A 26588-nucleotide genomic window follows, 5' to 3' on the forward strand; every position below is an offset into this window, starting at 1 on the left:
TCAGCGATAGACGGTCTGCGGGCAAAAACACAGGTAGCGACTCGATGAGCATTGTCGCGGTCGCCATCTTTGTGGTGGCCTATGCGCTCATCGCCAGCGAACGCGTCAACAAGACCCTGGTGGCGTTGGCCGGTGCCGCGATCGTGGTGATGCTGCCGGTCATCAATTCCGAGGACGTCTTCTATTCCCACGAGACCGGGGTCGACTGGGACGTCATCTTCTTGCTGCTCGGCATGATGATCATCGTCAGCGTGCTGCGTCAGACCGGTGTGTTCGAATACGTCGCGATCTGGGCGGCCAAGCGGGCCCGCGGCAAACCACTGCGGATCATGATCCTGTTGGCGATCGTCACCGCGGTCGCATCGGCGCTGCTGGACAACGTCACCGCGGTGCTGCTGATCGCCCCGGTCACCCTGCTGGTGTGTGACCGGCTGGTGATCAACCCGGCGCCGTATCTGATGGCCGAAGCGTTCGCCTCCAACATCGGCGGCACCGCGACACTGGTCGGTGACCCGCCCAACATCGTCATCGCCAGCAAGGGCGGGCTGACGTTCAACGACTTCCTGATCCACCTGGCTCCGATCGTGGTCATCGTGATGGCGGTGTTCATCCTGATGCTGCCGCGCCTGTTCCCCGGCTCATTCGAGGCCGACCCCGAGCGAGTCGCCGACGTGATGTCGCTGGAAGAGAAGGAGGCCATCCGCGACCACGGCCTGCTGATCAAGTGCGGCATCGTCCTGCTCCTGGTGTTCACGGCATTCGTCGCGAACTCCGCGCTGCACGTGAAGCCGTCCATGGTGGCGCTGATCGGTGCCGGCATCCTGGTGGTCGTCTCCCGGCTGGACCACTCCGACTATCTGTCCAGCGTCGAGTGGGACACGCTGCTGTTCTTCGTGGGTCTGTTCATCATGGTCGGTGCCCTGGTGAAAACCGGTGTGGTCACGCAGGTCGCGCAAATGGCGGTGACCGCGACCGGCGGCAACACCCTGCTGGCGACCATGGTGATCCTGGCCGCCTCGCTGGTGATCAGCGGCATCGTCAACAACGTTCCCTACGCGGCCACCATGACGCCGATCGTCGCCGAGTTGGTGCCGGTCCTGGTCGACAAGGGCAACCCGGACGTGTTGTGGTGGGCCCTTGCGCTGGGCACCGACTTCGGTGGCAACCTCACCGCGATCGGCGCCAGCGCCAACGTCATCGTCCTGGGCATCGCCAAGCGGGCCGACAATCCCATCTCCTTCTGGGAATTCACCCGTAAGGGCATCGCGGTCACCACGATGTCGCTGGTGCTGGCCGCCATCTACCTCTGGGTTCGCTACTTCGTACTGAGTTGACCCGTGCACACACCAGATAACGATTCATCGGAGACCCCGTGAGCGTCATTGCGATCGGGGTGTTCGTCGTCACCTACGCGCTCATCGCCAGCGACCGGGTCAGCAAGACCCGTGCGGCGCTGGTGGGTGCGGCGATCATGCTCGCGGTGGGCATCGTCGACTCCCACGACGTGTTCTACTCCCACGACACCGGAATCGACTGGGACGTCATCTTTCTGCTGCTGGGCATGATGATCATCGTCAGCGTGCTGCGCCAGACCGGCGTCTTTGAATACATCGCCATCTGGGCCGTCAAACGCGCCAATGGCTCCCCCACCCGCATCATGATTCTGCTGGTCCTGGTGATGGCGTTCGGTTCGGCCTTGTTGGACAACGTCACCACGGTGCTGCTGATCGCCCCCGCCACCCTGCTGGTGTGCGACCGGTTGGCGATCAACCCATCGCCGTTCTTGATGGCCGAGGTTTTCGCCGCCAACATCGGTGGCGCGGCAACACTGGTCGGCGACCCACCCAACATCATCATCGTCAGCCGAGCCGGACTGTCGTTCAACGACTTCCTGCTGAACATGGCCCCGGTCGTGCTCATCGTGCTGGTCATCTTCGTCGCACTGCTGCCCCGCTTGTTCGGCTCGGTCACCGTCGAGCCCGAACGGGTCTCCGACGTCATGTCGCTCAATGAGCGCGAAGCGATCAGTGACCGCAAATTGCTGATCAAGTGCGGCGTGGTGCTGCTGGCGGTGTTCGCGACCTTCATCGCCCATCCGGTGCTGCACATCCAGCCCTCGGTGGTGGCCCTGCTGGGCGCCGGCGTGCTGATCATCATCTCCGGACTGGGCGGCCGCGATTATCTGGCCAGCGTCGAGTGGGAAACGCTGCTGTTCTTCGCTGGGCTGTTCATCATGGTCGGGGCGCTGGTGAAGACCGGCGTCGTGGACAAACTCGCGCGCGCCTCGATCGAACTGACCGGCGGTAACGAACTATTCACCGTCTTGTTGATCATCGGGGTGTCGGCTCCGGTGTCGGGCATCATCGACAACATCCCCTACGTCGCCACCATGACGCCTATCGTCACCGAACTGGTCGCGGTGATGCCCGGTCAGGTCAACCCGGACGCGCTGTGGTGGGCGCTGGCCCTGGGTGCCGACTTCGGTGGCAACCTCACCGCCGTCGGAGCCAGCGCCAACGTCGTGATGCTGGGAATCGCCCGCCGGGCAGGCACTCCCATCTCATTCTGGGAATTCACCCGCAAAGGCATCGTGGTCACCACCATCTCACTGCTGGTGGCGGCGGCCTACCTGTGGCTGCGCTACTTCGTTTGGAGTTGACTCGGCTAGACCGAGGCCACGTGTTTGGCGTGGAAACGGCGGAACAGCGCCCAGGCCAGCGCCAGGTTGTAGGCGCTTCCCGCCACCAGGTACGGCCACCAGGTGGCGTGATCGCTGGCCAGCCAGAACGCTTTGGCCGGCCAGTACGGGGGCAACACCGCGAACACGAAGTTCCAGTTGGAGTGGATGAACCAGGGTAGGCAGGGCAATCCCGCGATCAGCATCCCCAGCGCGCGGACGGCGGCCAGCCCCTGAATCTTGTTGTTGGCCACGGCCAGAATCAACAGCAGGGTCACCACCGCCGACAGTCCAGCGAGCAGGCCGATCGGAATCAGCGAGGGCAACAGCCGCAGCTCGAGTATGCCGCTGAGCGACAACGTTGCCACCACATAGATGGTGGTGACCACCATGACGGTGGCGGCACGATAGACAAAGAAGGTCGACAGCGGCACCGGGGTGACCCGCAGCGCGGCCAGCGTGCCGGCGTCCACCTCGTCGAGAACGAGAAACGCCGCCAAACCACCGACGATGATGATGCTGGTCAGCAGCAGGAATGCGGTCAAGATCAGCGGATAGTAGGGCCTCAGGTCGAACCCGTTGCGATCGGCCAGCATCGTGGTCACCCGCGGCGTCAGCAGCGCGACTGCGCTGGTCCAGATGACGGGTGCGACCACGATCATGACCAACAGCGGCTCACGATAGGTACCGCGGATGTCGTTGCGCCCAAACGCGATCAGTGCGCGTATCGACGCGCCGGCCGGGGCGCTCACCAGCTACCCGCCGCTGCGACGACGTAACGGGCGAAGCTTGCCTCAGCCACTCGATACAGCACCCCGACACACACCGACGGATACAACAGCGCGTATCCGATTTGCCAGGGCGCCAGGGTCAGCTGACCGAAGGCCGCGCCGAGCAGCAACAGCGGCCCCTGGGTGGGAATGGCATACAGCACCGGGTGCGGCCACACCCCGGAGTAGCACAGCACCGGCAGATTCATTACCGCCAGCGGGATCGTCGCCACCAGGAACCAGTCGCTGATCGAGGCGAATGGCAACGAGCTGATGAACCCCACCAGCAGCATCAACAACGTCCCCAGCGCCACCGCGACGATCATCGGCGCGGCCGAGTAGGAAAACCCATGCGCGATGGTGGCCACCACCACCGCCACCCCGACCGAAACCATCAGCAGGACGGCCAGTTTGGCCGCCAGATATTCCCCGAACCGCAGCGGGGTGGCGATCACCGCGCTCAGCGTGCGCTCCTGCTTTTCGAAGAAGACCGTGCCGGCGGCAAAGAAGAACCCGATGATGGTGATGTCACCGGAGAGCACGTAAGGTTCGGCAACCGAACGCAAGTCGGCCGGCATCGGCAGCAGCACCGCCAGCCAGATCAAGCCCGAAAACACCGCGGCATGCAGGAACCGCTGACGGTTTTGCAGCGTCAGCTCCAGCCGCAGCGCCGTGCTCAAGCGGCTCACGACAACCGCCGGCCGGTGACTTCGACGAATACGTCCTCGAGGCTGGCTTCCCTGCTGTGGATCGTCTCGACCTGATGTTCGCGCAGCACCGCGTGAAATGCCGGGTCGTCGGCCAGCGTGTCCAGCGAAAACTCCGCGGCGCTCAAACCACCGCCGTTGCCGCGATATTCGACCGTGACCAGGCGCTGGCTGCGGGCGATCTTCAGCTCGGCGGGCCGGTCAGACGCGACGATGCTCCCGTCGACGACAAAGGCCACCCGGTCACACAGCTCGTCCGCCGTCGCCATGTCGTGTGTGGTGAGAAACACCGTGCGCCCGCGTGCCTTCAGATCCATGATCATGTTCTTCACGCTGCGGGCGTTCACCGGATCCATCCCCGAAGTCGGTTCGTCCAGGAAGAGCAACTCGGGGTCGTTGAGTAGCGCCCTGGCGAACGTCAGGCGCATCTGCATGCCTTTGGAGTACTTGCCCGCCCGGGTATCTGCGTGGTCGGCCAATCCGACCGCCTCGAGTAGCTGCATCGGATCCAGCGTCGGCGTGCTGTAGAGCGAGGCGAAGAACTGCAGGTTCTCCAGCCCGGTGAGTTTCTGATAGTGATTGGGCAACTCGAACGACACGCCAATGCGCTCGTAGTATTCGGAGCCCCAGCTCGCCGGGTCTTTGCCCTACACCGCCACTTCACCGCCGTGGCCACGCAGTAGCCCGATAAGAATTCGTTGCGTCGTCGACTTGCCCGCACCGCTGGGACCGAGAAAGCCGAAGATTTCACCTCGGCCGACACTGAAATCCATGCCGCGCACCGCGGGTGTCGACGCTTTCGGATACGCGAAGGTGAGTCCACGGACCCGGATCACCTCGCCCACGGCGCCGGACACGGCCGGCTCGGGGTCGCGCATGCGCGCTCCTTTCGTCCAGTTCCGACCAGACTTCCCGGAGCGCCCTCGCCAGCATAATCAAGTTCGCGGCGCTTCGGGCCTCGGCGCGCGCGCATTCGGCCCCGACGCCCAACGGGCTAGCGGGTTAGCAGGGCAACGCACTCCACGTGATGGGTCAACGGGAAGGCATCGAACACCTTGATGGCGTCGACGCCGTACCCGTGGCCCCGATACAGGCCGAGGTCGCGAGCGAAAGACGCTGCTTCACAACCAATGTGAACCACACGGCGCACTCCGGCATCGGCCAGCAGATCAATGACCTCACGCCCGGCGCCCGATCGGGGCGGGTCCAGCACCGCAATATCGGCGCCACCGTCCTGAGCCGCCAGCACCCGTCGCACCGAATCGGTGACCACCTCGACCTGGGGCAGATCAGCCAGGGCGACGCGGGCCGCGGCCGAGGCCGCGCGCGCGGTGTCCACGCTCAAGACCCGTCCCGACTCCCCCACCGCGTCACCGAGCACCGCCGCGAAAACACCCGCTCCCCCGTAGAGATCCCAGGCGGTCATGCCGGCACCGGGTTGGGCCCAGTCCGCGACCAGGCCGCTGTACACCTTCGCTGCGTCGCGGTGTGACTGCCAGAACGCCGTCGCCGGAATGCGCCAGCTGCGCTCACCCACCCGCTGCAGCACACGCGGGTCGCCCTCGACCACCTTGGCGTCGGTTCGCCGGCCCCGGCGCACCGTGAGCACCACGTGGCGTGCCCCGTCGTCACCGAGCGCCACATGCAGTTGCGCCCCGGCCGGCCAACCGGCCTTGGCCGACCGCTGCGCCAGCCCGTCCAGCATTCCGTCGGGCAGCTGCCCACAGCTCAGATCGGTGACCAGTTCGTTGCTGTGGTAGCGGTGGAAACCCACGCAATGGTCCGCTCCCACCTCGAGCCGAACCCGGGTACGCCACCCCGTCGGGCCGGCATCCGAGAGCGGCTCAGCCGCGCCGGACCAGCTGAAGCCGCCAAGGCGTTGCAGCTGTTCGCCAACCACGCTCGACTTGATCGCCCGGGCCGCGTCCGGGGCCGCGAACGCCAGATCACAACACCCGGCACCATCCACCCCGGCGATGGGGCACAACGACCCGATCCGGTCCGGCGACGGGTCGATGACCTCGATAACCTCTGCGTTCCAATAGGAACCACGTTGCGCGGTGACTCTGGCGAGCACCCGCTCCCCCGGTAGCGCATGGCGGACGAAGACCACTCGCCCCTCGTGGCGGGCCACGCAGCTACCGCCGTTGGCGGCCGCACCGGTGACCAGGTTCAGTTCAAGTGCCTGATTCGGGTTCAATCGAAAATGCCCCGCCGCATGTCGCCGGGAGCCGCATGCGGCTCCAACGTGTTGATCCGCTCCGACGACGTCAGCTGCCATGGCACCGAGGTGACCATCACCCCGGGCATGAACAGCAGCCGCGTCTTGAGCCGGAAGGCACTTTGGTTGTGCAACAGCTGCTCCCACCACCGGCCCACCACGTACTCCGGGATGAACACCGTCACCACGGTGCGTGGCGATTCCTTGCTGACCCGTTTGACGTAATCCAATACCGGACGGGTGATCTCGCGATAGGGCGAAGCAATGACCTTCAGCGGCACGCTGACGTCGCTGTCCTCCCACTGCCGCACCAGCTCGCGGGTCTCGACATCATCGACACTGACGGTGATCGCCTCGAGCACATCCGGACGGGTCGCCCGCGCGTAGGCCAGGGCCCGCAGCGTGGGCAGGTGCAACTTCGAGACCAGCACCAAGGCGTGGTTGCGGCTGGGCAACACCACCTCGTTGTCATGGGCGGCGGCTTGCTCCTCCAGTTCCCGATTGACCGTGTCGTAGTGCCTTCGGATCATCTTCATCAGAATGAAGACCGAACCCATTGCCACAATGGCGATCCACGCGCCGGCAAGGAATTTGGTGACCAGGACGATCAACAGGACAGCCCCGGTGGACACCAGGCCGACCGAGTTGACCACCCGGGAGCGCACCATCTTGCGCCGGGCCGCGACATCGGTTTCGGTGCGCAGCAAGCGAGTCCAGTGCCGGACCATTCCGATCTGGCTCAACGTGAACGAAATGAACACGCCGACGATGTAGAGCTGGATCAGCGCCGTCAGCTCAGCCCGGAACGCGACGACCGCCCCGACGGCCGCCGCGGACAAGAAGATGATGCCGTTGGAAAACGCCAGGCGATCCCCGCGGGTGTGTAGTTGGCGGGGCAGGTAACTGTGCTGAGCCAGCACCGAGCCCAGGACCGGGAAGCCGTTGAAGGCGGTGTTGGCGGCCAGCACCAAGATGAGCGCAGTCACCGCAGCGATCATCAGGAAGCCGAGGTGAAAGCTGCCGAATACGGCCTGCGCCAGCTGGGCGACCAGCGTCTTTTGCTGGTACCCGCCCGGAGCACCGGTCAACTGGGTATCCGGGTCGTCGACGACTTGGGCCCCGGTCTGCACGGCCAGCGCGACCACACCCATCAGCAGGGCCACCGCGATGGCGCCCAGCATGAGCAGCGTGGTCGCGGCGTTGCGCGACTTCGGCTTCTGGAAGGCCGGTACCCCGTTGCTGATCGCCTCCACACCGGTGAGCGCCGCACAGCCGGAGGAGAACGAGCGGGCCACCAAAAAAACCAGCGCGATGCCAACCACCTTGCCGTGCTCGGCGTGCATCACAAATCCAGCGGATTCGGCGCGTACCTGATTGCCCAGCACGTAGATCCGGAACAAGCCCCAGCCCAGCATGGCGCTGATCCCGATGATGAATGCATAAGTCGGGATGGCGAATGCCAGCCCTGATTCGCGGACGCCGCGCAGATTCAACGCCGTCACCAACAGGATGGCGGCCACCGCGAAGAACACCTTGTGGTCATAGACGAATGGGATCGCCGAGCCGATGTTCGACATCGCCGAAGCTATCGAGACCGCAACGGTGAGAACGTAATCCACCATCAAGGCGCTGGCCACCACCAGGCCGGCGGTGGGCCCGAGGTTGGTGCTGACGACCTCGTAGTCCCCGCCGCCGGATGGGTAGGCGTGCACGTTCTGGCGGTAACTGGAGACCACGACGAGCAACACCGCTGCCACCGCCAGCGCGATCCACGGCGCCATCGAGTAGGCCGCCAGGCCCGCCACCGACAGCATCAGAAAGATCTCCTCCGGGGCGTATGCCACCGAGGACATCGCGTCGGAGGCAAACACCGGCAACGCGATCCGTTTTGGCAATAGCGTGTGGCTAAGCCGATCGCTGCGAAACGGCCGGCCGATTAGCAGCCGGCGCGCGGCCGTGGAAAGTTTGGACACGAGAGCCAAGGGTAAGCCCCATCGGCGTTGACGGTAGCGTTCCCTAGGCGAGAATTTTCCATAGGGGAATCGGCTGGCCAGTGTGGTTACCGATTGCGTTCGACGCGAGGGATACGGCCGAGAGGACGTCAAGTGCGAGTGGTAGTGATGGGCTGCGGCCGAGTCGGCTCTTCGGTGGCCGATGCACTGTCGCGAATCGGCCACGACGTGTCGGTGATCGACCGCGACGGCACTGCCTTCAACCGGCTCAGTGCCGAATTCGCCGGCGAGCGTGTTCTGGGCCAGGGATTCGACCGAGATGTGCTGCTCAGCGCGGGAATCGAGGGCGCCGACGCCTTCGCCGCGGTGTCCTCCGGAGACAACTCCAACATCATCTCGGCGCGTTTGGCCCGGGAGACCTTCGGCGTCAAACGCGTCGTCGCGCGGATCTATGACGCCAAGCGCGCCGAGGTCTACGAACGCCTCGGCATTCCCACCATCGCCACGGTGCCGTGGACAACCGACCGCCTGCTCAACGCCCTGCTCCGAGAGACCGAGACCGCCAAGTGGCGCGATCCCACCGGCACCGTCGCGGTCTGTGAAGTAGTGCTGCACGAAGACTGGGTCGGCTGCCGCGTCTCCGACCTGCAGCAGGCCACCGGTGCCCGGGTCGCGTTCCTACTCCGTTTCGGCACCGGCGTGCTGCCCGAACCGAAAACGGTGCTACAGGCCGGTGACCAGGTCTATGTCGCCGCCATCTCCGGGCGGGCGGCCGAGGCCGTCGCCATCGCGGCGCTGCCGCCGAGCGAGGATTTCGAGTCGGGGACCGCCAAATGAGCCGCGCTCGCGACGCACACATCGGCGCAGCCGGGGTTGAGAGGTGGGGCAAATGAAAGTCGTTGTCGCCGGCGCCGGCGCGGTCGGCCGCTCAGTCGCCCGCGAACTGATCGCAAACGCCCACGACGTGACCCTGATCGAACGCAACAGCGAACACGTCGACGACGACGCCATTCCGGCCGCGCATTGGCTGCTGGGCGATGCCTGCGAACTGAGCCTGCTGGAGTCGGTTCATCTCGAAGATTTCGATGTCGTGGTCGCCGCCACCGGCGATGACAAGGCCAACGTGGTGCTCAGCCTGCTGGCCAAGACGGAGTTCGCGGTGCCGCGGGTGGTGGCCCGGGTCAACGATCCCCGCAACGAGTGGCTTTTCACCGATGCCTGGGGCGTGGACGTGGCGGTGTCGACGCCCCGCATGTTGGCCTCACTGATCGAAGAGGCTGTCGCCGTCGGCGACCTGGTGCGGCTGATGGAATTCCGCAAGGGTCAGGCCAACCTGGTGGAAATCACCCTGCCCGACGACACGCCCTGGGGCGGTAAACCGGTGCGCAAACTGCAACTACCGCGGGATGCGGTGCTGGTCACGATCCTGCGCGGACCCCGCGTCATCGTCCCGCAAGCCGATGAACCCCTTGAAGGTGGCGACGAGTTGCTCTTCGTCGCGGTCACCGAGGCAGAGGAAGAGCTGAGCCAGCTGTTGCTGCCGTCGAGCTAGCCACCCGCGCGCTGTCGTTGCGCGAGCCAATGTGCGATTACGGCGCGCACTGTGCGCCGGTGGCGATGCAACGGGGGCAACGCCGCCCTCAGCGCGCACTCAAAGCCCTCCAAGGACACTGAACGCCCCGCCGGCGCCTCACGGCCCATGGGGAGCCCGCCGAGCACGCTCAACGCGGTACAGGGGCTCTCAGCGCCCTAAATGCGTCCGAACCGGGTCTAGAGCTCCCGGCAGGCCTCGGTGTCGACGGCAGCGACTTCTGCGGCCTCGGGCTCGTCAGCGGCCGGCATGGCCCGCCGGGCCGCCTTGATCGCCGCATAGGTCGCCAGCGCCGCCACCGCGGTCAGCGGCCAGCCCATCCCGATCCGCGCAACCCCTAGCCAGCCCGTTTTGTCGGCATCGTAGAGAAGCCGCTGGACGATGAACCGGGCCGCGAACACCAGCGTCCAACCCAGCGTTGCGACGTCAAACGCGTAGACGGCGCGGGGCACCTCACGCCAGCCCTGGTCACGCCCGCTGGTCCAGCTCCACAGAAAACCGACCACGGGCCGACGAACAACGATCGACAGGGCGAACACGACCGCCCACAGCAGCGACATCCAGATGCCGAGCAAGAAGTAGCCCTTGGACTGCCCCACCAGGTAGGCGACCAGCGCGCACCCGGCGACCCCGAAGAACCCGGAGACCGCAGGTTGGGTGGACTCGCGCCGGATCAGGCGCAGCAGCAGCACCAACCCGGCCGCGGCAAGCGCGGATCCGATGGCGGGCAAGAGTCCGCCGATACTGGATACTGCGACGAAGATCACTACCGGAACCGACGAGTAGACCAGCCCGCTCACCCCGCCGGCCTGTGCTAGCAAGCTCTCGGCGCTGACCCGGTTAGCGCTCACCGGCCGCCTCCGCCACCAAAGCGATGATCACCGCTGGATTTCGTAATGCGGGTTGTAGATGGCCTTGCTCCCGTTCTCGAGCTTGCCAAGCCGTCCCCGCACCCGCAGTGTGCGGCCCGAGTCGATGCCGGGGATCCGGCGTTGACCCAACCACACCAACGTCACGGTGTCGCTCCCGTCGAACAATTCGGCCCGAACACCGCCGGAACAACCCTTGCCGTTGGTTTCCACACTGCGCAGCGTGCCTACCATCGTGACTTCCTGGCCGCGTTGGCAGTCGATAGCCCGCTGCGCTCCGGTATTGACGACTTCGTCGGACAATTCTTCGACGTCGCGCTGCTCCGGGTCCTCCGTCAACCGACGGGTGAGCCGGCGCAGATAACCTTCGGCCCCCATGGCCTCTCCTGACACTCCAACGTCGTTTGGAAGCTGTGCTAGCTAGTGGCACTAGCTAGCAGCATTCCACAATGCCAACGGTCACCGTAGACCTGTTAGTTCCCGTCCGCCACACGGATCGCCCTACCGACGTTGGAGTACCTGAAATGACCGGGCACTATCGTGGGGTGCCAGTCGATCTGCGCGGTGTACCCGTCGCATTACTGCCCGGAACCGGCTCCGACGACGACTACGTCTACCGGGCCTTTTCCGGCCCGCTGCAAAGCGTGGAAGCCATCTTGGTGACACCGCCGCCGCACCCAGAACACCTAATCGATGGCTATCTGGCCGCACTGGATGAGGCCGCCCAGGCCGGTCCGATCGCCGTGGGCGGCGTGTCGATCGGTGCCGCGGTGGCCGTCGCGTGGTCGCTGGCCCATCCCGACCGGTGCGTTGCCGTGCTGGCCGCGCTGCCCGCATGGACCGGGGAACCTGGGCCGGCGCCGGCCGCCCACGCGGCGCGCTACACGGCAGCGCAATTGCGTCGCGACGGCCTGGCCACCACAACAACGCATATGCGGGCATCCAGCCCACCCTGGTTGGCCGACGAGCTGGCTCGGTCCTGGCGGGTGCAATGGCCGCAGCTTCCCGATGCGATGGAACAGGCGGCCGACTACGTGGCGCCAAGCAGCACCGAATTGGGCCGCCTTACCGTGCCGCTGGGGGTGGCCGCCGCGACCGATGACCCGATCCATCCACTGCAGGTCGGTCTCGACTGGGTGTCCGCAGCGGCACACGCCGCCTTGCGGACGGTGACGCTGGAGCAGATGGGGGCCGACACTTCGGCGCTGGGCGCCGCCTGCCTGGCCGCTCTGGCCGATATTTGAGCGCTGGGTACGCCTAGCCGCCGGTGGTGCTGCGCAGCTGCTGCATGGCAGATCCTTCGGCCCCGCGCCGCGGTACCGGCTGGTCGGGCTCCTGCTGTCCCTGCTGTCCCAGCTCGTGCTGGGCCGCCGCAGCCTGCCGCAGTTGCTCCACCATCGGCTCAGGCAACTGCACCGGCAGCGGGGTGCGCACCGGCAACGGCGTGTCGCCGCGGCGAATCACCGTGTCGGCCAGCGCCTCGCGGGCCTCATCGGTCAGCGTGTCGATGGTCTCGTGCGGACCGTTGACCACACACCGGACCATCCACCGATAGCCGTCGACGCCGATGAAGCGCACCACCCCGGAGGCGGTGCCGATCACTTCCCGACCCCACGGGCCATCCTTGATCGATACCTCGGCCGAATCCTTGCGCAGCGAGTCGGCGAGCTCCGATGCGACCTCACGCCACAGGCCGGCGGACTTGGGCGCCGCATAGGCAGCGATGGTGAAGCGACCGTTGGCCGTGACAACCCACACGGCGCTGGGAACTCCGCTCTCGGTCAGTTCGACCTGGACCTGGCCGCCTTCCGGCATGGGAACCAAGACCGATCCCAGATCGAGTCGGGCCAGCTGGGCAACCGACGGGTCGTCGAAGTCTTCGATGTCGAACGGGCCTACCAGGTCCACGTCATCTGCAGCCGGTTCGCCGACCTCGCGCGCTGCGGGCCCATCGGGTTCCACGGGGCTGCCGCTGCTGTCGCCTTTACGGGTGCGTCTACCGAATGCCATCACAAACTCGCATGTCCGCCGGAGGAACCATGACCACCATCACCACGGGATGTCGCGGCCAGCCCGGCCTCGTCGAAGGACGAAACCTCGACCAGCTCTAGCAACTCGACCCGCTGCACCAACAGCTGAGCGATACGGTCACCGCGGTTAACCACGATTGGCGTGGCCGGGTCGAGATTGATCAGCGCGACCTTGAGCTCGCCCCGGTACCCCGCGTCGATGGTGCCCGGGCTGTTGACGATCGAGAGCCCGACGCGGGAGGCCAGCCCCGAGCGGGGATGGACCAGACCCACCATGCCGAAGGGAATCGCGACCGCGACACCCGTGCGCACCAGGGCCCGCTGCCCCGGGGGCAGCACCACGTCTTCGGCGCTGTAGAGGTCTACCCCCGCGTCGCCATCGTGAGCGCGGCTGGGCAGCGGAAGCCCGGGGTCAAGACGCACAACGGCGAGACTGTTCGACACGGGGCCACAGACTACTCTTGACCGGATGTCCGAAACGCGCGTCGCGCCGCACAGCGTGCGATATCGCGAACGACTTTGGGCCCCCTGGTGGTGGTGGCCGTTGGGCTTCGCACTGGCAGGACTCATCGCGTTCGAGGTCAATCTGGGTATAGCCGCTCTCGCGGACTGGCTCCCGTACGCGATTTTGTTCACTGTGGCGGCCGCCGCATTGCTGTGGCTAGGCCGAGTCGAGATCCGAGTCATCGCCGGCGCGGATGGCGAAGTCGAGCTATGGGCCGGCGAGGCGCATCTGCCTGTCACCGTCATCGCCCGCTCCGCCGAAGTTCCACGCACGGCGAAGTCCGCGGCTTTGGGCCGTCAACTCGACCCAGCAGCGTATGTCCTGCACCGAGCGTGGGTAGGGCCCATGGTTCTGCTCGTTCTGGACGACCCAGACGACCCGACGCCGTACTGGCTGGTGAGCTGTCGCCACCCCGAGCGGGTCCTATCTGCATTGCGCAGCTGACCGATCAGGCGGCGCAGTCGGTACAGATCATCAAGCCATTCTTCTCGCTGGCCAGGCGGCTGCGGTGTTGCACCAGGAAGCAGCTCGAGCAGGTGAACTCGTCAGCCTGCTTCGGAATGACACGCACCGACAGCTCTTCGCCGGATAAGTCAGCCCCTGGCAGCTCGAATGATTCAGCGGATTCCGATTCATCCACGTCGACCACCGACGAGGCGGCCTCGTTCCGTCGAGCCTTCAGCTCCTCCAGCGAATCCTCTGACACGTCGTCAGACTCTGTCCGCCGTGGAGCGTCATAGTCGGTAGGCATTGTTCCGTCCCCTCGCATGCCCTCATCACTTCAAGCAACGCTTTGTACCAGCGTCGAACGCATCCACCAAACGATTCGCGCCCGTATCTTGCTTGATTCGACTGTGATTTACGTCACATCTCTGAATCGGCCCTTGTAATCAGGCCTAAACGGTGCGGACAGCGTGCGGACTAGAGTGCACGTGTGGTCGCACAAATCACCGAGGGTACCGCCTTCGACAAACACGGTCGGCCATTCCGGCGACGCAACCCCCGGCCCGCCATCATCGTCGTGATTCTGCTGGTGGTCTTGACCGGTGTGGTGTGGACAGTCGCGCTGACCCGCCCACCGGACATCACCGAGGCCGCGGTGTGCAACCCGCCGCCCCAACCGGCCGACGCGACGGCAACGGTCAAACTCGGTGAGCGGGTGTCGCGCACCGAAATGACCGACGTCACACCCGCACAACTGGGCGAGACCAAAGTCCGGGTGCTCAATGCCAGCGGCCGGGGCGGTCAAGCCGCCGACGTCGCTGGGGCGCTAAAAGACCTCGGATTCACCCAGCCGACCGCAGCAAACGACCCCGTCTATGCCGACACCCGTCTGGACTGCCAAGGCCAGATCCGATTCGGCACCGCCGGACAAGCGACCGCGGCGGCGGTATGGCTGGTCGCACCGTGCACCGAATTGTTCAACGACGGCCGGGCCGACGACTCCGTCGACCTCGTCCTGGGCACCGACTTCACCACCCTGGCGCACAACGACGACATTGACGCGGTGCTGAGCAGCCTGCGCCCGGGCGCCACCCAACCGCCGGACCCAACCCTGATAGCAAAGATCCACGCCAGTAGCTGTTAGCCGACTCAGTCCAGGGATTCGAGCGCATTGAGTCGCTTCAGGACCCCCAACAGCTCATCGGCGACCCCAGGCGCGGCGGCGACGACCAAACCGGCGCCAACGACATCCGAGGCGGGCAACACCACCCGCGCTCCGGCCTCGGCGGCGATCAGCGCTCCCGCGGCGCGATCCCACAACTGCAGCCCGTGCTCGTAGTAGGCGTCGAGACGGCCGGCCGCGACCATGCACAGGTCCAGCGCCGCCGAACCGATCCGGCGCACGTCGCGGACCATTGGCAGCATCCGGGCCAGCAGGGCGGCCTGGGTGGCCCGGCGTCCCGCCGAGTAGCCAAACCCGGTGCCCAGCAACGCCATCGACAAATCCTCCACCGCGGTGCAGCGCAGCTCGCGGGTTCCCTGCTCGTCGGTGACGTGGGCGCCCTGGCCAAGCGCCGCCGAATACACGCTGCGGCCCACCACGTCGGCGACCGCCCCGGCCACCGACACGCCACCCACCTGGGCGCCGATCGACACCGCATAGGCCGGGATGCCGTAGACGAAGTTCACGGTGCCGTCGATGGGATCCAGCACCCAGGTAACGGCATCGTCGGGCGCCGGCGCCGAATCCGCGGGACCGCCACCCTCCTCCCCCACAATCGGGTCCCCGGGCCGAAGTTGCGCCAGTCGACTGCGCAGCAACCGTTCCGCATCGATGTCGACGACGGTCACCGGGTCGGTCGGCGTGCTCTTGGCCCGCACCGCGTCCGACTCGTCAGCCGCGGCCGGATGGGCGCCAAACAGCTCGGCGCGCCGGCTGCGCACGAATTCGGCCGCCTCGGCGGCCAGGGTCTCAGCCACCACACGCAGCCGCGCAGGGTCGTTGTCAGGTCGTGTCACCGCTCTATCGCATCACAGTCGCCCCACGCGGCCCGCTCCTCACCACGCCAAGCCTGGTTTGTCGCCGGGCTCACCCCAAACAGCCCGCTCCTCACCAGGCCAAGCCTGGTTTGTCGCCGGGCTAAGGTGATCCGGACACAAAACGTCTCGCCACGTCTCGCCGAGGAGATCCGATGACCAGCACCGACCCAATGGCCCAAACCGCCGGTGCCGCACAGCCGCATCGCGGATTCGGGATTGACGTCGGCGGCAGCGGCATCAAAGGCGCGATCGTCGACCTGGACACGGGCCAGCTAATCGGCGAGCGCATCAAGCTGGCGACCCCGCAGCCCGCAACTCCGTCAGCGGTTGCCAAGACCATCGCCGAGGTGGTCGATCGATTCGGCTGGACCGGCCCGCTCGGGGTGACCTACCCGGGCGTGGTCACCCACGGCATCGTTCAGACGGCGGCCAACGTGGACAAGTCGTGGATCGGTACCAACGCGCGCGAGGTCATCAGCGCCGAATTGAACGGCCAGGACGTGACGATCCTCAACGACGCCGATGCGGCCGGGCTCGCCGAGGAACGGTACGGCGCCGGGAACAACCAGCCCGGCCTGGTGGTGCTCCTCACCTTCGGAACCGGTATCGGGTCGGCGGTCATCAACGACGGCACGCTCATACCCAACACAGAATTTGGCCATCTCGAGGTCGGCGGCAAGGAGGCCGAGCAACGGGCCGCGTCGTCGGTCAAGGAGAAAAACGACTGGAGCTACGAGAAGTGGACCAAGCAGGTGACGCGGGTCCTGGTGGCCATCGAAAACGCGATCTGGCCTGACCTTTTCATCGTCGGCGGTGGCATCAGCCGCAAGGCCGACAAGTGGGTGCACCTGCTGGAGAACCGCACGCCGGTGGTGGCGGCGACCCTGCAGAACACCGCCGGGATTGTCGGCGCAGCAATGGCCTCCAGCACCGATGTGACGCACTGAATTCTGCCCGCTCGGGCGGTGCACGCGCGCAGTGAAGTTACAATGGTCGTCGGCGACAGCCCAACCGATAGCGCGCGAGTATTCACGCTGATATCAACGCCGACATTCGACATAACAGACACTTTCGGTTAAGCACGCCCAGCCGCCGCCGGAAGTGAGTACCACCGAAGGGGTGTATGTGGCAGCGACCAAGGCAAGCCCGGAGGCCGGTGAGCCGGTGAAACGCACCGCCACCAAGTCCCCGGCCAAGGCTGGGGCCAAGCGACCGACGAAGACCGCAAACGGCGCGGCCCCCGCCAAGCGGGCCGCAAAAACACCAGGTCAAGCCGACGACGCCACTACCGGCGACGCCCCGAAGAAGACGCGTCCGTCGGCCAGAGGCACCAAGGCCGCCCGCGGAACCAAGGCGCCGGGCGAAGGCGCAACGGACCCAGACGCCAATCTGGACACCGCTGACGATCTTGATGCCGATCCGGACATCGACGTCGACTCCTCCGACGATCTCGACCTCGACTTGGATGACCTCGAAGACGCGGACGAAGCGGCCTCCGACGAGGCCGAGGGCGACGACGACTCGGACGAGGGCGACGACGCCGAGGACGGCGATGGGGCCAAGGCACCCGCGGCCGCGGCGCCGGGAACCCCTAGCGATGAAGAAGAGATCGCCGAGCCCAGCGAGAAAGACAAGGCTTCGGGGGACTTCGTCTGGGACGAGGACGAGTCGGAGGCATTGCGCCAGGCGCGCAAGGACGCCGAACTGACGGCATCCGCCGACTCGGTCCGCGCCTACCTCAAGCAGATCGGCAAGGTGGCGCTGCTCAACGCCGAGGAAGAGGTTGAGCTCGCCAAGCGCATCGAGGCCGGTCTCTACGCGACACAGCTGATGGCTGAGTTGACAGACCGCGGCGAGAAACTGCCCGCAGCCCAGCGCCGCGACATGATGTGGATCTGCCGCGACGGTGATCGTGCGAAAAACCACCTGCTGGAAGCCAACCTGCGTCTGGTGGTCTCGCTGGCCAAGCGCTACACGGGCCGCGGGATGGCGTTTCTGGACCTCATCCAGGAAGGCAACCTGGGCCTGATCCGTGCGGTCGAAAAGTTCGACTACACCAAGGGCTACAAGTTCTCCACCTACGCGACGTGGTGGATCCGCCAGGCCATCACCCGTGCCATGGCCGACCAGGCCCGCACCATCCGGATCCCGGTGCACATGGTCGAGGTGATCAACAAGCTGGGCCGCATCCAGCGCGAGCTGCTTCAGGACCTGGGCCGCGAGCCCACGCCGGAGGAGCTGGCCAAAGAAATGGACATCACCCCGGAGAAGGTGCTGGAGATCCAGCAGTACGCCCGGGAACCGATCTCGCTGGACCAGACCATCGGTGACGAAGGCGACAGCCAGCTCGGTGACTTCATCGAAGACAGCGAAGCGGTCGTCGCGGTGGATGCCGTGTCGTTCACCCTGCTGCAAGACCAGCTGCAGTCGGTGCTGGACACGCTCTCCGAGCGCGAGGCCGGCGTCGTACGTCTGCGCTTCGGTCTCACCGACGGCCAACCGCGCACGCTCGACGAGATCGGCCAGGTCTACGGCGTCACCCGGGAACGCATCCGCCAGATCGAGTCGAAGACGATGTCCAAGCTGCGCCACCCCAGCCGCTCGCAGGTGCTGCGCGACTACCTGGACTGACATCCCGCGTAAGCGCACCGGATCAGCGGTTCTCTTGCAGCTCCGGCGCGCCCGCCGCGCGTTGTGGGGACCGTTGGCGTCGCCATCTACCTGAGGTGTCGAATAGCTGCGACCCGCCAGCGATTGCTGACATCCGGTGCACCAGGGCATAGTGTTCGGCGTACACATCGTGTTCTTTGGCAGTACTGACGCTCCCCGGGAGGTCGCCCATGCCGTCCTATGTGTTCGCCACGCCCGAGGCTCTGACCACGGTTTCGTCGGACCTGGCCGGGATCGGCATCGCCATTCGGTCGGCGAATTTGACGGCTGCGCCCTCGACAACGCAGGTGTTAGCCGCGGCACAGGACGAGGTCTCGGCGGCGATCGCAGGGTTCTTCAGCGGCCATGCCCAGCAATTTCAGACGCTCAGTGCGCAGGCCTCGGCCTTTCATGACCAGTTTGTGGAGACACTGAGCGGCGCCAGTGGCGCCTACGCGGCAGCCGAAGCGGCCAGCACCTCGCCGCTGCAGAACCTCGAACAGAGCTTGCTGGCGGTGATCAACGCCCCTAGCCAGGCGCTGACGGGGCGCCCGCTGATCGGCGATGGAGCCAACGGATCCCCGGGCACCGGGCAAAACGGCGGTGACGGCGGATGGCTGTGGGGCAATGGAGGCAATGGCGGCTCGGGTGCGCCCGGCGGCGCCGGTGGGGCCGGTGGGTCGGCGGGGCTGTGGGGCCGCGGGGGCGACGGCGGGGACGCCACTATCGCCGGCGGGCCTGGCGGTAACGGTGGCGCCGGCGGAGCCAATGGGCTGATCGGAGGCGGTAACGGTGGCGCCGGTGGCGCCGGTGGCGCTGGCGCCCCAGGCGGCGACATCGCCGGTGGTACCGGCGGTGCCGGTGGCATCGGCGGGGCCAACCGTCAGCTTCTTTCACTAGACGGGACCGGTGGCGCCGGCGGCACCGGCGGCAGCGGCGGGTTCGGCGGCATCGGCGCTGCTGGAGGTGATGCCGGTGCCGGCGGGGCCGGCGGGGCCAACCAGGCGCTGTTGGGCGGTACCGGCGGCACTGGCGGAAACGGCGGCAACGGCGGTGCCGGCGGCGCGGGCGGCGGGCTCGGTGGCCAGGGTGGCGTGGGCGGTACCGGCGGCGTCAACCACGCGCTGCTGGGCGGCACCGGCGGTCACAATGGCCTTAACGGCAGCAACGGCAGTGACGGCATCACCGGGACGGGCTCTACCGGGGTGTACAAGCCCTACGTCGACATCACGCTGTGGCCCTACCCGGATGGATCCGGATACAACTTCTCTGACGCCGCCAACGCGGGCATCACAGACGTCACGCTCGCGTTCATCACCGCTGACACCACAAATGGCCAAGCTGCTTGGGGTGGGTATACCGCCTACGACGTCACCGGCGGCTCCCAAATCTCCTACATCGAGAACCAGATCACCAACATGACCAACGCCGGCATCAACGGGACCATCTCCTTCGGTGGCCAGGCCGGCACCCCGCTCGCTGTGTACGCCGCGAACAACTCTCTCACCGCCACCCAGTTGGCCGCGCAGTATCAAGAGGTGATGAGCACCTATGGGATCTACAACATCGACTTCGACGACGAAGGCGCCATTCTGACCAACAGCTCGGCACTGACGTTGCAGGCCCAGGCGATCGCGCTCTCCCAGGCGTGGGGCACGGCCAACGGGACCCCGGTAACGGTCTCCTACACCGTTCCGGCGGCGCCCTCGGGTCTGACCGCTGAGGGCATGGCGCCGATCAATGCCGCGATCAGCAGTGGCGTGAACGTGTCGACAGTGAACATCATGGCGATGGACTACTACGACGGCACCACCCAGATGGGCACCGCGGCAATCGACGCCGCGACCGCCACTCATGGTCAGCTGATGACGCTGTATCCCTCGCTCAGCAGCGATCAGGCGTGGGCCATGCTCGTCGTTGACGCCCATGATCGGCGTCAACGACGACACCAGCGAAATCTTCACCCTCACCGACGCCCAAACGTTGACCTCGTTCGCGCAGGACAACAACATCGGCCAACTGTCGATGTGGCAGCTTCCTCGCGACCAGACCGGCGATATCGGGGTATCGAACAACAACGGCAGCGGAGTGGAACAGACGCCCTTCGAGTTCTCCGAGATCTTCGAGCAGTACGCCAGCAACTCCTGAGCCCGACCGCGGCCTGCCAACACATCTCGGCCTGCCCTCCCGCTGCATCGGCTTGAACTGCGGCTCAAGAAATTGAGCTGCACTCAGGGCCACTGAGGTCCTACTGTGACGCGCATGTCAACCAGCCGCACCATCATTTCGTCGGAATCGGATTTCGAGTCGGCCGTCGGTTACTCGCGCGCAGTTCGCATCGGCCCCCATGTCGCGGTGGCCGAAACGACCGGCAATGGCCCGGCCGGTGACATCGCCGCGCAAACCCGAGACGCCCTGCGGCGCATCGAGGTCGCACTCACCGATGCCGGGGCCAGCCTCGCCGATGTGATCCGCACCCGGATCTACGTGACCGACATTTCACGGTGGCGCGAAGTCGGCGACGTGCATGCGCAGGTCTTCGGCCACATCCGTCCGGTAGCCACCATGGGAGAGGTCTCCGCACTCATCGCGCCCGACTTGCTGGTCGAGATCGAAGCCGACGCCTACGTGCAGTCGCCAGGCGGGCAGCCAAGCCCCGAGACCGACCCGAAGGTGCCGTCGGGCCCTGGCCGGTAGGCGGTCACCCCGACCACCGCCTGCACCGGCAGCGGCCCATACAAATGCGGGAATAGCATCGAGGCCGGATCCGTTGGAACGCCTGGTTCCCACCGCACCGGTGACTGCAGCGCAGCAGGGTCGATGTGGAGCAGAACCAAGTCTGGACGGCCGTGGAACAGTCGATTCGACGGAAGGTGCACCTGTTCGGGCGTCGACAGGTGGATGAACTCGGCACCAGGTTGTGGCGTTATGCACCCATGGTGACGAGCGTGCAACCACTCCTCGGCACCGCACATGTGCACCAGTGAACCGACCGTCGCAGACATACAGTCAGCTTGCCCGACCCGCAGGTCAAAAACACGTGAGAAACGACACACCTCACAGCGGTCGGGGAACAAGGCGAAATCCCCATACGTCTGACAGAGTGAACTTACGCCAGGAACGGAGAAGCCATGAACGCAACTCTGACCAGTCCCGAATTGACTAGAGCAGACCGCTGCGACCGCTGCAGTGCAGCAGCGCGGGTGCGTGCGAAGCTGCCTTCTGGAGCCGTACTTCTCTTCTGCCAGCATCACGCCAACGAGCATGAGGCCAAGCTGCTCGAGCTAGCCGCAGTGCTGGAGGTCAGCGGCGACTAGATGCACCGAGCCTGCCCGGAGCCAACGTCGGCTGCCCGAGCAGTCTTCGGTAATGCTGGACTGGTATGAGCGACCAAGTCCCCAGGCCGTCCCGCCATCACATCTGGCGTATTAGTTTAAGAACCCTCTCCAAAAGTTGGGACGACTCGATCTTTTCCGAGTCGGCGCAAGCGGGTTTCTGGTCGGCGCTGTCGCTGCCGCCGCTGCTGTTGGGAATGTTGGGCAGTTTGGCTTACGTGGCTCCGCTGTTCGGGCAGGACACGTTGCCCGCGATCGAAAAAACGATCATCTCGATGACCCACCGCTTCTTCTCCCCCAGCGTGGTCGACGAGATCATTGAACCCACCATCCGCGACATCACCGCCAACGCTCGTGGTGAGGTGGTATCGGTGGGTTTCCTGATCTCGCTGTGGGCAGGGTCATCGGCGATCTCGTCCTACGTCGATGCCATCGTCGAGGCCCATGACCAGACTCCCCTGCGTCATCCGGTGCGCCAGCGGTTCTTCGCACTCTTTCTCTACGTCGTGGGATTGCTGTTCATCGTCATCTCGGCGCCGGTGGCGGTGATGGGCCCGCGCAAGGTGAGCGAACACATCCCCGACAGCATGTCCAACCTCATGCACAACGGTTACTACCCGGCCCTGATCGCGGTACTGACCGTCGGGGTGATCATCTTGTACCGAGTATCGCTGCCGGTGCCGCTGCCGACCCATCGACTCATCCTGGGTGCCGTGCTGGCGATGGCGGTGTTTCTCATCGCCACGTTGGGGCTGCGGTTCTACTTGGGATGGATCACCCACACCGGCTATACCTACGGTGCACTGTCCACCCCGATCGCTTTCCTGCTGTTCGCGTTCTTCGGCGGTTTTGCGGTCATGATCGGCGCCGAACTCAACGCCGCCATCCAAGAGGAATGGCCGGCACCGGCAACCCACGCGCACCGGCTGCGCAATTGGCTGCGGGCACGCACGGCTGCGGCTACCGGGTCCGCGGATTCGGAGTCACCGCAGTCCAACACCGTGGTCGACCCGCCGTCCTGATCAGTCCCTCTTGAGCTGTTCGTAGATCTGCTTGCAATCCGGGCAGACCGGCGAGCCCGGCTTGGCCGCCCGAGTCACCGGAAAGACCTCGCCGCACAACGCCACCACGTAATTGCCCATGACCGCGCTCTCGGCGATCTTGTCTTTCTTGACGTAGTGGAAGAATTTGGGGGTGTCGCTGCCGGTCCCGTCGTCGACGCGTTCTTCGGTATCGGGACGTTCGATCGTCTGCGTCTCCATGTATGACATTGTGCCTCCTGACTCGCTCCTGCCGGAATCCACCGGATGTGGGAGAGTGGAGGTATGACGCGAGACTCGGAGTTGAGTTTCGACGACTTCGACGACAAGCACCGCCCAGTGTTGATCACCGGCGCTGCGCCGTCCTACGAGGTGCAGCACCGAGCGCGAGTGCGCAAGTACCTGACCCTGATGGCCTTTCGGATCCCGGCGCTGATCCTTGCCGCGATCGCCTACGGCCTCTGGCACAACGGTTTGATTTCACTGCTGATCGTGGCCGCCTCGGTGCCGTTGCCATGGATGGCCGTACTCATCGCCAACGACCGGCCGCCGCGTAGCTCCGATGAGCCCCGCCGCTTCGACGACGCCCGGCGGCATACCCCCCTGTTCCCCACCGCTGAGCGGTTGGCGTTGGACGCCGGGCTGGAAGACCCCGCGCCGCGGTGGGACGCGCAGCGCTTCGACGAGCGGGGCTAGTCCGGGTTCCGGTCAACCGACCCGGCGACACATTTCTCAGGACATTCTCAGCTCGGCGGCACATTCCTGCACGTCACGGGGTGTGAGATGACAGCTGCGCGGGAACTCTGCGGTGGAACCTGTCGTTAATCCTCATGACAGCACAAGCCGATCGGGAGGGCGAAATGGGACAGCCCATAGCAAGGGGCATCGTAGGCCGGGTTGACAGCGATCTGGACGCTCAAAGCCCTGCAGCGGACTTGGTGCGCGTGTATCTGAACGGCATCGGCAAGACGGCGTTGCTCAACGCCGAGGGCGAGGTGGAACTCGCCAAGCGCATCGAGGCCGGGCTCTACGCGGAGCATCTGTTGGCAACCCGCAAGCGCCTCGGCAACAACCGCAAACGCGAACTCGCCGCCGTGGTGCGCGATGGCGCGGAAGCGCGCCGCCACCTATTGGAAGCGAACCTGCGGCTGGTGGTGTCGTTGGCCAAGCGCTACACGGGTCGGGGCATGCCGTTGCTGGATCTCATCCAGGAGGGCAACCTGGGCCTGATCCGCGCGATGGAGAAGTTCGACTACACAAAGGGATTCAAGTTCTCGACGTACGCCACCTGGTGGATCCGTCAAGCCATCACCCGCGGCATGGCCGACCAGAGCCGCACCATTCGGCTGCCGGTCCACCTGGTCGAACAGGTCAACAAGCTGGCCCGGATCAAGCGTGAGATACACCAGAATCTGGGCCGCGAAGCCACCGACGAGGAACTCGCCGCCGAATCCGGCATTCCCGTCGAGAAGATCAACGACCTGTTGGAGCACAGCCGCGACCCGGTGAGCCTGGACATGCCGGTCGGCTCGGACGAAGAGGCCCCGCTGGGCGACTTCATCGAAGATGCTGACGCCATGTCCGCGGAGAACGCGGTCATCGCCGAACTGCTGCACACCGACATCCGCAGCGTGCTGGCCACCCTCGACGAACGTGAGCATCAGGTGATCCGGCTGCGCTTTGGCCTCGATGACGGCCAGCCACGCACCCTGGACCAGATCGGCAAATTGTTCGGCCTTTCCCGCGAGCGGGTACGTCAGATCGAGCGGGACGTGATGTGCAAGCTGCGCCACGGCGAACGCGCCGACCGGCTGCGCTCATACGCCAGTTGAGTAGTCAGCCCGTTGCCCGCTAGGTTGAGAGGCTAGGTACGAGACGGTGTGCCCGCCGCTATACAGCGGCGGGCATACTGCTGCGTTGGGGTGTTTTGGCAGACCATGCAAGCAGCTGGCCAAGTAGACTCGGCGGCAACGGAGGATGCTGAATGAACGACTTGGTTGATACCACCGAGATGTATCTGCGGACGATCTATGACCTCGAAGAAGAGGGTGTCACCCCATTGCGCGCCCGGATCGCCGAGCGGCTCGAGCAAAGTGGGCCCACCGTCAGCCAGACCGTGTCGCGGATGGAGCGTGACGGGTTACTGCGCGTGGCCGGCGACCGCCACCTCGAATTGACCGACAAGGGCCGGGCCCTGGCGGTCGCGGTGATGCGCAAGCACCGCTTGGCCGAACGTTTACTCGTCGATGTCATCGGGTTTCCGTGGGAAGAGGTGCACGCCGAGGCATGCCGGTGGGAGCACGTGATGAGCGAAGACGTCGAACGGCGTCTGGTCAAGGTGCTCAACAACCCCACCACCTCCCCCTTCGGCAATCCGATTCCGGGTCTGCTGGACCTCGGTGTGGGACCGGAGTCCGACTCCTACGAAGCCAACTTGGTGCGGTTGACCGAATTGCCGTCGGGATCACCGGTCGCGGTGGTCGTCCGCCAGCTCACCGAGCACGTTCAGGGCGATATCGACTTGATCAGCCGGCTCAAGGACGCCGGCGTGGTACCCAACGCGCGGGTGACCGTCGAAACCAGCCCGGCCGGCGGGGTGACCATCCTCATCCCGGGACACGAGAACGTGACCCTGCCCCACGCGATGGCACACGCGGTCAAGGTCGAGAAGGTCTGACCTAGCCGACGCATCGACCGTAGGGGCCCGATGCCCGCCGCGGAGGTAACTGCACCCCCAGCTGCTTTGCCAGCCGATAACCGGTGACCGCGAGGTCACGGATGTGCTCGGGGCGCAGACCGGACTGCAGCGCCGTGTCCAGCATGCCGGCCATGCGATGTCCTGGCGCGCAGCGCAGCGCCGCGTCCAGGGAAACCCCGGTCAGCGGCCCATCACCGCGCACATAGGCGCTGAACGCGAGCAAGACCAGCGCTTCGGCCCGCCATGGCGCCGGGAGCGCCCACGCCAGCACGCCCCACAAGGATTCGGCCTCATCCGCGTTTTCACCGACGGCAAGGGCATACAGCGTGTCGCGGACCTGAACGTCGGTCAGCGCGCATCCCAGCCGCGCCAGCTCCACCTCCGACAGGGATTGCCCGTCGGCAACCCGCGCGGCGGCGGCCATCGCGCTCTCGACGTCGCGGCGGGCGCATCGCGACGGGTCGGCCCGGTAGGAGATCTCCCGCTCGGCCGCGTGTACGGCGAGGGCCCCGGCCAACTCGCCGGCACGCGCCGACTCGTCCAGCTCGACGACGGCTTGCAGGTCGGCACGCCGCGGGTAGAGACGGCGCCCGTCCAACACCGCCGCAACGGCCAGCGGCGACACCGCCGGGTCGTCGATCAGCCCGCTAGAGCCGCACCCATCGACGCAATGCCAGCGTCCGCCCACCGCGATCTGGTCCACCACATGCGCCGCCCGCAGCACCACGTTGTGTTGCGAGAGCGCCTCGGCGAGCGCCGCGCACACTCGCCGGTACACCTCATTGCACGCCGGGCACTGTGCGCCGCCCTCGTCGACGATCACCGCGATGGCGGCCTGCGGATCGGCCCCTCCCGCGACCTCGGCGAGATGCTCGACCCGGTCAACAAGGTCCTCGGACAAGTCGGCGCGCAGCACCGAACCCAGTTCGCCGTCATCGAGAGATACCAAGACCAGAGACTTTTCCGGCACGAATCCGAGAATGGCCGGAAGTGCCGCAATAAGTGCGGCAGGACGATTCAGTTCAAATTCAGATCGATGCTTCGTCATAGGCCTCAACGC

At 65.8% G+C, this 26588-nt stretch carries 29 protein-coding genes and 1 pseudogene; 16 read left to right on the forward strand and 14 right to left on the reverse strand.

Translation table 11 applies throughout. The annotated features are described in order from the left end of the window. The first annotated feature begins 44 nt into the window (after positions 1-44). Both SHTP_RS16275 and SHTP_RS16280 read left to right on the forward strand, forming a co-directional pair. A complete protein-coding gene (locus tag SHTP_RS16275) occupies positions 45-1334 on the forward strand; it encodes an ArsB/NhaD family transporter (RefSeq protein WP_096371151.1) in 1290 nt (429 codons plus the stop codon). Positions 1335-1372: 38 nt separating this feature from the next. Next, positions 1373-2659, forward strand: a complete 1287-nt coding sequence (locus tag SHTP_RS16280; protein ID WP_096371152.1) for an ArsB/NhaD family transporter — start codon at positions 1373-1375, stop codon at positions 2657-2659. 5 nt (positions 2660-2664) lie between these two features. Here SHTP_RS16280 and SHTP_RS16285 read toward each other — a convergent pair whose 3' ends face one another. From SHTP_RS16285 to SHTP_RS16305, 5 genes and pseudogenes are all read right to left on the reverse strand, one after another. Continuing rightward, on the reverse strand, positions 2665-3429 hold the full coding sequence (locus tag SHTP_RS16285; protein WP_020724824.1) for an Rv2686c family ABC transporter permease subunit: 765 nt from the start codon (positions 3427-3429) through the stop codon (positions 2665-2667). Then, positions 3426-4136, reverse strand: a complete 711-nt coding sequence (locus tag SHTP_RS16290) for a fluoroquinolone export ABC transporter permease subunit (RefSeq protein ID WP_096371153.1) — start codon at positions 4134-4136, stop codon at positions 3426-3428. Before SHTP_RS16290 ends, SHTP_RS16285 begins: the two co-directional genes overlap by 4 nt. Continuing rightward, a pseudogene (locus SHTP_RS16295) lies at positions 4133-5032 on the reverse strand (ABC transporter ATP-binding protein). The gene SHTP_RS16290 and the pseudogene SHTP_RS16295 overlap by 4 nt, the downstream one beginning before the upstream one ends. Positions 5033-5148: 116 nt before the next feature. Continuing rightward, positions 5149-6354 carry a class I SAM-dependent RNA methyltransferase gene (locus SHTP_RS16300; RefSeq protein WP_020724821.1) on the reverse strand — a complete coding sequence of 402 codons (1206 nt, stop codon included), beginning with the start codon at positions 6352-6354 and terminating at the stop codon, positions 5149-5151. Next, positions 6351-8348 (reverse strand): APC family permease, encoded by a 1998-nt coding sequence (locus tag SHTP_RS16305; RefSeq protein WP_096371154.1) that lies wholly within the window; start codon positions 8346-8348, stop codon positions 6351-6353. Before SHTP_RS16305 ends, SHTP_RS16300 begins: the two co-directional genes overlap by 4 nt. A 132-nt stretch (positions 8349-8480) precedes the next feature. On the opposite strand from SHTP_RS16305, the gene SHTP_RS16310 reads away from it, so the two are divergent. Both SHTP_RS16310 and SHTP_RS16315 read left to right on the forward strand, forming a co-directional pair. Beyond that, on the forward strand, positions 8481-9164 hold the full coding sequence (locus SHTP_RS16310) for a potassium channel family protein (protein ID WP_011741123.1): 684 nt from the start codon (positions 8481-8483) through the stop codon (positions 9162-9164). A 52-nt stretch (positions 9165-9216) separates the two neighbouring features. After that, a complete protein-coding gene (locus tag SHTP_RS16315) occupies positions 9217-9879 on the forward strand; it encodes a potassium channel family protein (protein WP_096371155.1) in 663 nt (220 codons plus the stop codon). A gap of 218 nt (positions 9880-10097) precedes the next feature. Here SHTP_RS16315 and SHTP_RS16320 read toward each other — a convergent pair whose 3' ends face one another. Together SHTP_RS16320 and SHTP_RS16325 are read right to left on the reverse strand one after the other, a co-directional pair. Continuing rightward, on the reverse strand, positions 10098-10769 hold the full coding sequence (locus tag SHTP_RS16320) for a DUF3159 domain-containing protein (protein WP_012393802.1): 672 nt from the start codon (positions 10767-10769) through the stop codon (positions 10098-10100). Positions 10770-10796: 27 nt separating this feature from the next. Further along, complete coding sequence (locus SHTP_RS16325; RefSeq protein ID WP_011741126.1) at positions 10797-11165, reverse strand: OB-fold nucleic acid binding domain-containing protein; 369 nt, start codon at positions 11163-11165, stop codon at positions 10797-10799. Positions 11166-11332: 167 nt separating this feature from the next. Between SHTP_RS16325 and SHTP_RS16330 the strand changes: the two genes are divergently transcribed. Continuing rightward, entirely contained in the window at positions 11333-12031 is a 699-nt protein-coding gene (locus SHTP_RS16330; RefSeq protein ID WP_096372517.1) for an alpha/beta fold hydrolase, read from the forward strand. A 13-nt stretch (positions 12032-12044) separates the two neighbouring features. Here SHTP_RS16330 and SHTP_RS16335 read toward each other — a convergent pair whose 3' ends face one another. Both SHTP_RS16335 and dut read right to left on the reverse strand, forming a co-directional pair. Next, positions 12045-12797 carry a DUF3710 domain-containing protein gene (locus SHTP_RS16335; protein ID WP_420866670.1) on the reverse strand — a complete coding sequence of 251 codons (753 nt, stop codon included), beginning with the start codon at positions 12795-12797 and terminating at the stop codon, positions 12045-12047. Continuing rightward, the gene (gene dut / locus SHTP_RS16340; protein ID WP_012393798.1) at positions 12797-13261 is read right to left on the reverse strand and encodes a dUTP diphosphatase; all 465 of its coding nucleotides are present in this window, start codon (positions 13259-13261) and stop codon (positions 12797-12799) included. The genes SHTP_RS16335 and dut overlap by 1 nt, the downstream gene beginning before the upstream one ends. Before the next feature lie 25 nt (positions 13262-13286). Between dut and SHTP_RS16345 the strand changes: the two genes are divergently transcribed. Then, a complete protein-coding gene (locus tag SHTP_RS16345; protein WP_086085217.1) occupies positions 13287-13766 on the forward strand; it encodes a DUF3093 domain-containing protein in 480 nt (159 codons plus the stop codon). A 4-nt stretch (positions 13767-13770) separates the two neighbouring features. Here the strand turns inward: SHTP_RS16345 and SHTP_RS16350 are convergent, their stop codons facing one another. Continuing rightward, positions 13771-14073 carry a DUF4193 domain-containing protein gene (locus SHTP_RS16350; RefSeq protein ID WP_011741131.1) on the reverse strand — a complete coding sequence of 101 codons (303 nt, stop codon included), beginning with the start codon at positions 14071-14073 and terminating at the stop codon, positions 13771-13773. 183 nt (positions 14074-14256) lie between these two features. On the opposite strand from SHTP_RS16350, the gene cei reads away from it, so the two are divergent. Further along, positions 14257-14910, forward strand: a complete 654-nt coding sequence (gene cei / locus SHTP_RS16355; RefSeq protein WP_012393797.1) for an envelope integrity protein Cei — start codon at positions 14257-14259, stop codon at positions 14908-14910. A 5-nt stretch (positions 14911-14915) separates the two neighbouring features. Here the strand turns inward: cei and SHTP_RS16360 are convergent, their stop codons facing one another. Continuing rightward, entirely contained in the window at positions 14916-15785 is an 870-nt protein-coding gene (locus SHTP_RS16360; protein ID WP_096371157.1) for an inositol monophosphatase family protein, read from the reverse strand. Between the two features lie 173 nt (positions 15786-15958). Between SHTP_RS16360 and ppgK the strand changes: the two genes are divergently transcribed. From ppgK to SHTP_RS16385, 4 genes are all read left to right on the forward strand, one after another. Beyond that, complete coding sequence (gene ppgK / locus SHTP_RS16365) at positions 15959-16753, forward strand: polyphosphate--glucose phosphotransferase (protein WP_015355332.1); 795 nt, start codon at positions 15959-15961, stop codon at positions 16751-16753. 178 nt (positions 16754-16931) lie between these two features. Further along, on the forward strand, positions 16932-18437 hold the full coding sequence (locus tag SHTP_RS16370) for an RNA polymerase sigma factor (RefSeq protein WP_096372518.1): 1506 nt from the start codon (positions 16932-16934) through the stop codon (positions 18435-18437). Positions 18438-18646: 209 nt separating this feature from the next. Further along, positions 18647-20659 carry a PE domain-containing protein gene (locus SHTP_RS16380; RefSeq protein WP_231991492.1) on the forward strand — a complete coding sequence of 671 codons (2013 nt, stop codon included), beginning with the start codon at positions 18647-18649 and terminating at the stop codon, positions 20657-20659. 58 nt (positions 20660-20717) lie between these two features. Beyond that, positions 20718-21152 carry a RidA family protein gene (locus tag SHTP_RS16385; RefSeq protein WP_096372519.1) on the forward strand — a complete coding sequence of 145 codons (435 nt, stop codon included), beginning with the start codon at positions 20718-20720 and terminating at the stop codon, positions 21150-21152. Here SHTP_RS16385 and SHTP_RS16390 read toward each other — a convergent pair. Further along, on the reverse strand, positions 21080-21460 hold the full coding sequence (locus SHTP_RS16390) for a DUF952 domain-containing protein (protein WP_096371158.1): 381 nt from the start codon (positions 21458-21460) through the stop codon (positions 21080-21082). The two genes, SHTP_RS16385 and SHTP_RS16390, sit on opposite strands and share 73 nt — an antisense overlap. Positions 21461-21586: 126 nt before the next feature. On the opposite strand from SHTP_RS16390, the gene SHTP_RS16395 reads away from it, so the two are divergent. Next, entirely contained in the window at positions 21587-21772 is a 186-nt protein-coding gene (locus SHTP_RS16395) for a DUF7455 domain-containing protein (RefSeq protein WP_011741138.1), read from the forward strand. 65 nt (positions 21773-21837) lie between these two features. After that, positions 21838-22812, forward strand: a complete 975-nt coding sequence (locus tag SHTP_RS16400; protein WP_096371159.1) for a YihY/virulence factor BrkB family protein — start codon at positions 21838-21840, stop codon at positions 22810-22812. Here the strand turns inward: SHTP_RS16400 and SHTP_RS16405 are convergent, their stop codons facing one another. Next, entirely contained in the window at positions 22813-23052 is a 240-nt protein-coding gene (locus tag SHTP_RS16405; RefSeq protein ID WP_020728402.1) for a DUF3039 domain-containing protein, read from the reverse strand. It lies immediately after the preceding gene. 45 nt (positions 23053-23097) lie between these two features. Here SHTP_RS16405 and SHTP_RS16410 point away from each other — a divergent pair, with 45 nt between their 5' ends. From SHTP_RS16410 to SHTP_RS16420, 3 genes are all read left to right on the forward strand, one after another. Then, a complete protein-coding gene (locus SHTP_RS16410) occupies positions 23098-23526 on the forward strand; it encodes a DUF3099 domain-containing protein (protein WP_015355327.1) in 429 nt (142 codons plus the stop codon). A 164-nt stretch (positions 23527-23690) separates the two neighbouring features. Then, positions 23691-24662, forward strand: coding sequence for a sigma-70 family RNA polymerase sigma factor (locus SHTP_RS16415; protein WP_096372520.1), 972 nt, complete (start codon positions 23691-23693; stop codon positions 24660-24662). 152 nt (positions 24663-24814) lie between these two features. Further along, positions 24815-25507 (forward strand): iron-dependent transcriptional repressor DtxR, encoded by a 693-nt coding sequence (locus SHTP_RS16420; RefSeq protein ID WP_096371160.1) that lies wholly within the window; start codon positions 24815-24817, stop codon positions 25505-25507. Between the two features lies 1 nt (position 25508). Here SHTP_RS16420 and SHTP_RS16425 read toward each other — a convergent pair whose 3' ends face one another. Further along, positions 25509-26576 (reverse strand): DUF4192 domain-containing protein, encoded by a 1068-nt coding sequence (locus tag SHTP_RS16425; RefSeq protein ID WP_096371161.1) that lies wholly within the window; start codon positions 26574-26576, stop codon positions 25509-25511. Between the last annotated feature and the right edge of the window lie 12 nt (positions 26577-26588).

Origin of the sequence: Mycobacterium ulcerans subsp. shinshuense, assembly GCF_002355775.1 — a bacterium.
Taxonomy (GTDB): Bacteria; Actinomycetota; Actinomycetes; order Mycobacteriales; family Mycobacteriaceae; genus Mycobacterium; species Mycobacterium marinum.